We start from the raw sequence: 6,538 nt of genomic DNA on the forward strand, positions 1-6,538 counted from the left end.
GCCCGGGTCGGGCAGGTCCCGCGCGTGGCCGGGGCCCCGCTACAGGACCCGCGCGACGAGCAGGGCGACGTCGTCGTGGTCGTCGGGGTGGCGCAGGCCGTACAGCAGGAGGTCGCAGGTCTCCTCCAGGGGCCTGCGGGGTTCGTCGAGGAAGCCGAGGAGGACGTTCAGGCGGTCGTCGATGGGGTGGTGCCGGGTCTCGACGAGGCCGTCGGTGTACAGGACCAGCAGATCGCCGGGGCCGAGGTCGACCGAAGTGGTCTCGAACGGGATGCCGCCGACGCCGAGCGGGCCTCCGGCGGGCAGATCGAGCAGTTCGGGCGGCCGGCCCGGGTGGGCCAGCGCGGGTGGCATGTGTCCGGCGTTGGCGATGTGGCACCGCCGCGTACGGGCGTCGTACACCGCGTACAGGCAGGTGACGATGTAGTGCTCCAGATCGCAGGTGATCTTGTCCAGGTGCTGGAGCACGGCGCCCGGATCGAGGTCGAGGTCCGCGTAGGCGACGGTGGCGGTGCGCAGCCGGCCCATGGTGGCGGCGGCGTCGATGCCGTTGCCCATGACGTCGCCGACCACCAGGGCGGTCCTTTCGTCGGTCAGCGGCAGGACGTCGTACCAGTCCCCGCCGACCTCGCTGGTGGCCTGGGCGGGCTGGTAGCGGGAGGCGAGCTCCAGGCCGGGGTGGTGCGGCGTGTGGTCGGGCAGCAGGCTGCGCTGGAGAGTGAGGGCGGTGTTGCGCACGCTCTGGAACCAGCGGGCGTTGTCGATGGCCACGGCGGCACGGCTGGCCAGCTCACTGGCCAGGACGACATCGTCGTCGTCGAACGGCACCGGGTTGCGGGTGCGCTTGAGGTCCAGGGCGCCGAGCACCTCGCCGTGGGCGATCAGCGGCACCGCCAGATACGAGTGGACACCGGCGCGGGCCAGCAGGGAAGTGGCCTCCGGGTCCCGGGCGATGCGCGGCAGATCGTGCGGGCCGACATGGCGCACCAGCACCGGCCGGGCGGTGTGGACGCACAGGGTGACCAGACGGTCGCCCTCGTAGGAGGCGAGGTCACCGGGCGGGTCGGCGGCCCGAAGAGCCACGCTGGGATACGCCGACTTCAGGGCGAGGGCGCGGAACAGCTCGGGGCCGTTGTCCGGTTTGCGCTTGCGGCGGCAGGCCAGGGCCGAGTCCAGGATGTCCACGGCGACCACGTCGGCCAGCTCGGGCGTGGCGACCTCCGCCAGTTCGTGGGCGGTCTGCTCCACCTCCAGCGAAGTGCCCACGCGCGTGGAGGCGTCGGCGATGAGGGCGAGGCGCCGGCGCGCCCGGTCGGCCTCGGCGGCCGCGCGGTGCCGCTCGGTGACGTCGACGAACGAGATGGCCGCGCCCAGGACGCGCCCGCCGGGATCCTCCAGCCGGTAGAACGACAGCGACCACGCGTGCTCGTGCTCGGGGTCGGCCGGCGGTCGGCCGACGTGGTACTGGTCGAGCAGCGGGGTGCCGGTGGTGAGCACCTGGCGCAGCGCCGACTCGATGGTGTCGATGTCGGGCAGCGGCAGGGTCTCCCGCAGCCGGCGGCCTATGTGGTCCTCGGCCGGGGTGGCGTCGATGCGCTCCAGCGCCGGGTTGACCAGCAGATAGTGCAGGTCGGGGTCGAGCAGGGCGAGACCGATCGGGGACTGGTTGATCAGCCGCTCGCACAGCGCCAGGTCGGTCTCGACGCGCTGGAGCAGGGAGTGGTCGGCCGCGATGCCCAGGGCGTAGACGTCCCCGAGATCGTCCAGCAGCCGCATGTTGCGGAACTCCGTCAGCCGCGTGCTGCCGTCCTTGTGCCGGATGGGGAAGGCACCGGCCCAGCTCCGGCCGGTCTCCAGCACCTCGGCGAACAGCTTCGCCACCGCCGGCAGATGCTCGGGGTGGATGAACAGCCGTGCCGCGTGGGTGCCGAGGGCCTCCTCGGAGGTGTAGCCGAAGAGCTCCTCCGCCTGCGGGGTCCAGAACACGATGCGCCCGTCGGCGTCCACGACCACCGCGGCCACGCTCAGCACGTCCAGCAGACCGATCGGACGGGACGCCTCGGGGCCGTACTCGCCACGGTTGGACTCGAAAGATTCGGCTGTCATCCCAGCTCCTCCGCCACCGGCCGGCAGGGCCCGCCGACCTCGGCCATACACCCCCGGGTACCACGGCTGGGACGACCGGCACTTCCATGCTCCCTCCGCTCCCGCGCCGTGCCCACCGCTCCGGGCGGCACGGCGGCCGTCGGCCCGTGCACATCCGGCGGACAAGCAGGAACATGGTCGTGTACGGGATGGGACCCATGGACGCTGCGTGAGGACCCATGGATGCTCCGCGAGAAGAACCGGACGCGCCCACGTCCGCCGGGCGGCGCGCGCTCTTCGACGCGTCCTCCGACGCGGCGGCGGTCGTGTCCGCACACGGCGCGGTGCTCGGCTGGACCCGGGCCGCGGAGGAACTCCTCGGCCACCCGGCGTCGCAGATCGTCGGCGGCCCGGCCGCGCGTCTGCTGGCGATGCCCGGCGATCCGGTACGGGTGGCCGGCATCGCGGAGCGCTGCCGCGCCGGCATGGGGTGGAGCGGGCTCATCCCGCTACGGCACCGCGACGGCCGCCGCATCGACGTCGACCTGCGGGTTTCCGCGTCCTTCCGCATCGGGACGGACGAATGCTTCCTGATCTCGGCACGGGAGCGGCGCCCGCAGTGGACGGTGGGCCAGTCCATCCTCGACGGGTTCCTGACCCGCGCGCCGGTCGGCATGGCCGTGATGGATACCCAGCTGCGCTACGTCTGGCTGAACGACACCCTGGAACGCTTCGGCGGAGTGCCCCGTGAGCAGCGGCTGGGGCGGCGGCTGAGCGAACTGCTGCCGGGCCTCCAGACGGAGACCATCGAGGGCCTGATGCGCAAGGTGCTGGAAACCGGCGTCCCGGTCACCGACTACGAGTACGTGGGCTGGAGCTGGGCCGACCCGCACCGTCAGCACGCCTACTCCACCTCGTTCTTCCCCCTCGTGGACCAGGACGACTCGATCACCGGTGTCTGCTACATGGTCCAGGACGTCACCGAGCGGTGGAACGCCCGGCAGCTGCTGGCGCTGGTCAACGAGGCCGGCACACGGATCGGCACGACGCTGGACGTGCTGCGGACGGCTCAGGAGCTCGCCGACTTCGCCGTCCCCCGCTTCGCGGACTTCGTCGTCGTGGATCTGCTGGAGCCCGTGCTCAGCACGGAAGGACACGGGGCGTGGCTCACGGATGCGGGCCCGGCGCCCGTCAGGCCGGTGATGCGCCGGGCCGGCATGAGCTCGGTGCGCGAGGGCGCCCCGGAGGCCGTGGCGCAGATCGGGGACCGGGTGGACTTCGTGCCCCCGCCGCACGACGCGCGGCTGATCGTCGACGGCGAGCCGATCCTCGTCCCGGTCCTCGATCCGTCGGACGAGCGGTGGGCCACCGAACCCGCGCGCGTGGCCAGCATGCGCGAGTTCGGCCTGCACTCCCTCATCTCCGTGCCGATGCGGGCACGCAACACCGCCCTCGGCCTCACCACCTTCCTGCGGTCGCTCAACCCCGTGTCCTTCCAGCCCGACGACGTCCTGGTCGCCCGGGAACTGGTGGCCCGGGCCGCGCTGTGCGTCGACAACGCCCGCCGCTACACCCGGGAACACACGGCCGCGGTCACCCTGCAGCGCAGTCTGCTGCCCCAGGCCCTGTCGGGCGGTACGGCGCTGGAGGTGGCCTCCTCGTATCTGCCGGCGGACCCGACCGGCGGGGTCGGCGGCGACTGGTTCGACGTGATCCCGCTGTCCGGCGCCCGGGTCGGCCTGGTCGTCGGCGACGTCGTCGGCCACGGCATCACCGCGGCGGCGACCATGGGCCGGCTGCGCACCGCCGTACAGACCCTCGCCGACATGGAGATGCCGCCCGACGAACTCCTGGCCCACCTCGACGACCTGGTGCTCCGGCTCAGCGAGGAGCACCCGTACGGGGAGGGCGCCCAGGTGCCCGAGGGGGCCGACGGGGCCGAGGCGGCCCACCAGAGCACGACCGCCTTCCTCGGAGCGACCTGCCTGTACGCCGTCTACGACCCCGTCACCCGGCGCTGCACGATGGCCCGCGCGGGGCACCCGCCACCGGTCGTCGTCTCGCCCGACGGGCAGGTCTCCTTCCCGGAGCCCCCTGCCGGGCCGCCGCTCGGGCTGGGCGGGATGGCGTTCGAGGCATGCGAGATCGAACTCGCCGAGAACAGCCTGTTCGGCCTCTACACCGACGGGCTCATCGAGGCGGCCGCCGGCGACATGGAACGGGGCATGGCCCGGCTCGGCGACCTGCTGTCCCGGCGCGACCCCGACCTCGGCACCCTGTGTTCGTCCGCGGTGCGGCAGCTCGTGCCCGTGCCGCAGCCCGACGACATCGCCCTCCTCCTGACACGCACCCACGCCCTCGGTGCCGAGCACGTGGTCTCGTGGGACGTGCCCGTGGACCCGGCCGCCGTCGCCGACGTCCGGGCCCGGGCCACCCGCCAGGTGGAGGACTGGGGCTTCGGCGAACTGGCCATGACGACGGAACTGATCGTCAGCGAGCTGGTCACCAACGCGATCCGCTACGCCGAACCGCCCATCCGCCTACGGCTGCTTCGCGACTCCCGCCTGACCTGCGAGGTCGCCGACGGCAGCAGCACCGCTCCGCGGCTTCGGCATGCCCGGAGCACGGACGAGGGGGGTCGGGGGCTGTTTCTGGTGGCTCAGCTGTCCCATCGCTGGGGTGCGCGCTATACGGCCGACGGAAAGATCATCTGGGCGGAGCAGGAAATTCCGTAGCCGGAGGCTGGAAGAGGGTGAGGCTGTCGGTCATGTCGGGGTCCCTCCCGAGCACGGGCGCGCGGCGTCGGGCGGAGGGGTGCGGGGTGCGGGTGCGGTGCGTGGGGGTGCTGTGCGTGGGGGTGCGGCTCGGGTGCTCGGAGTGCGAGCCGGACATTTCCGGCGGATACTCGGTGACGGTGGTGTGAGGGGCCACCCGTCGGTGAGCGGACTGACGGGTGGCCAGGGGGTTGGATGTGCCGCCGGGGTGGCGGGGGGCGGATCCGGCAGTCCGGGGGGCCTATTTGACGGTGATGGGGTCGACGGGGGAGCCGACGGCGCCGGTGATGGGCAGTGGGGCGGCGGTGACCCAGAACTCGTACACGCCGTCGGCCGCGCGGTCGTCGGACTCGTTCGGCGGTAGATGGTGCCCGGCGCGGCGCCGCCCTGGCCTGGTTGCGGAGAAGGCGGTGGACGTGGGGGGGCGATGCTGACGGAGTAGAGCTGAGGTTGCAGACCTGATGTGAGTGCCGCGATGGGCTGTCGTGCGGCTGCGGGTCTGCCGTGGTTGGGCGCGCAGTTCCCCGCGCCCCGGAGGGTGTTGCCCGGGCCGTCAGTCGAATTCCCGCAGTCACCAGAGCCGCAGCCGCCCGAGGGCCCCACCGCACCGGCGAGGCTGCCGACCGCCGACTCCCCGGAGAGCAGCACACCGATGGGGCGCCGCGAGAGCGCGGACGCTCCGGCCCACGGCCGGGGCCTGACACGGGCGTAGCCGGACCCGGATACCCGGGCCCGGCTACGCCGGCCGACCTGTGCCGCTTCCTGGAGGCGGAGGTCAGCCTCTCCTTGCCGTGGTCACCACTCTTGCTGCTTGGAGTGCTTGGGGTCCTCGGACTTCTTGGGGTCCTCGGACTTCTTGGGGTGTTCGGGCTTCTGGGGGTGGTCGGGCTTCTTGGGGTGGTCGGGCTTCTGCGGGTGGTCGGGCTTCTTCGGGACTGTGGGGTGGTCAGGCTTGGACGGGAGTGAGGGCTTGGAGGGGAGTTCCGGCTTGGAGGGCAGCTCCGGCTTGGTGGGCTTGGCCGGGAGCGAGGGCTTGGTGGGGATTTCCGGCTTGGCGGGGATTGCGGGTTTGGTCGGAAGCTCGGGCTTGGCGGGCAGCGCGGGCTTCGCCGGGAGTTCCGGCTTGGCCGGCAGTGCGGGCTTTGCCGGGAGTTCGGGCTTGGTCGGAAGTGTCGGCTTGGTGGGGAGTTCTGGCTTTGCGGGGAGTGCGGGCTTGGCCGGGAGTGCGGGCTTTGCTGGGAGTTCCGGCTTGGTGGGTAGCGAGGGTTTGGTGGGGAGTTCTGGCTTTGTGGGGAGTGCGGGTTTCGTCGGTAGCTCTGGCTTGGTCGGGAGTGCGGGCTTTGCTGGGAGTTCCGGCTTGGTGGGTAGCGAGGGTTTGGTGGGGAGTTCTGGCTTTGTGGGGAGTGCGGGCTTCGTCGGCAGCTCTGGCTTGGCGGGCAGCGCGGGCTTCGCCGGGAGTTCCGGCTTTACCGGGAGCTCGGGCTTTGCGGGGAGAGCCGGCTTGGTGGGGAGTTCCGGCTTGGCCGGCAATGCGGGCTTCGAGGGGAGCTCCGGCTTGGCCGGGTAGGCGGGCTTTGCCGGCAGTTCGGGCTTGGCGGGCTTGGCCGGGTAGTGAGGCTTTACCGGGAGTTCGGGCTTGGCGGGCTTGGCCGGGTAGTGAGGCTTTACCGGGAGTTCGG

Annotated in this window: 2 protein-coding genes and 2 pseudogenes; 1 reads left to right on the forward strand and 3 read right to left on the reverse strand. The window is 72.2% G+C overall.

Annotated features, from left to right (window positions below; translation table 11 throughout):
- Nucleotides 1-39: 39 nt before the first annotated feature.
- Nucleotides 40-2,106, reverse strand: coding sequence for a SpoIIE family protein phosphatase (locus ACZ7L6_RS00165; RefSeq protein WP_471919667.1), 2,067 nt, complete (start codon nt 2,104-2,106; stop codon nt 40-42).
- Nucleotides 2,107-2,324: 218 nt separating this feature from the next.
- Here ACZ7L6_RS00165 and ACZ7L6_RS00170 point away from each other — a divergent pair, with 218 nt between their 5' ends.
- Entirely contained in the window at nt 2,325-4,820 is a 2,496-nt protein-coding gene (locus tag ACZ7L6_RS00170; protein ID WP_471919668.1) for a SpoIIE family protein phosphatase, read from the forward strand.
- Between the two features lie 280 nt (nt 4,821-5,100).
- Here ACZ7L6_RS00170 and ACZ7L6_RS00175 read toward each other — a convergent pair.
- Both ACZ7L6_RS00175 and ACZ7L6_RS00180 read right to left on the reverse strand, forming a co-directional pair.
- Nucleotides 5,101-5,205 (reverse strand): annotated as a pseudogene (locus tag ACZ7L6_RS00175) (cyclase family protein); the annotation flags it as partial.
- Nucleotides 5,206-5,654: 449 nt separating this feature from the next.
- Nucleotides 5,655-6,538 (reverse strand): annotated as a pseudogene (locus tag ACZ7L6_RS00180) (hypothetical protein); the annotation flags it as partial.

It is taken from the genome of Streptomyces sp. NPDC107522 (assembly GCF_055657525.1).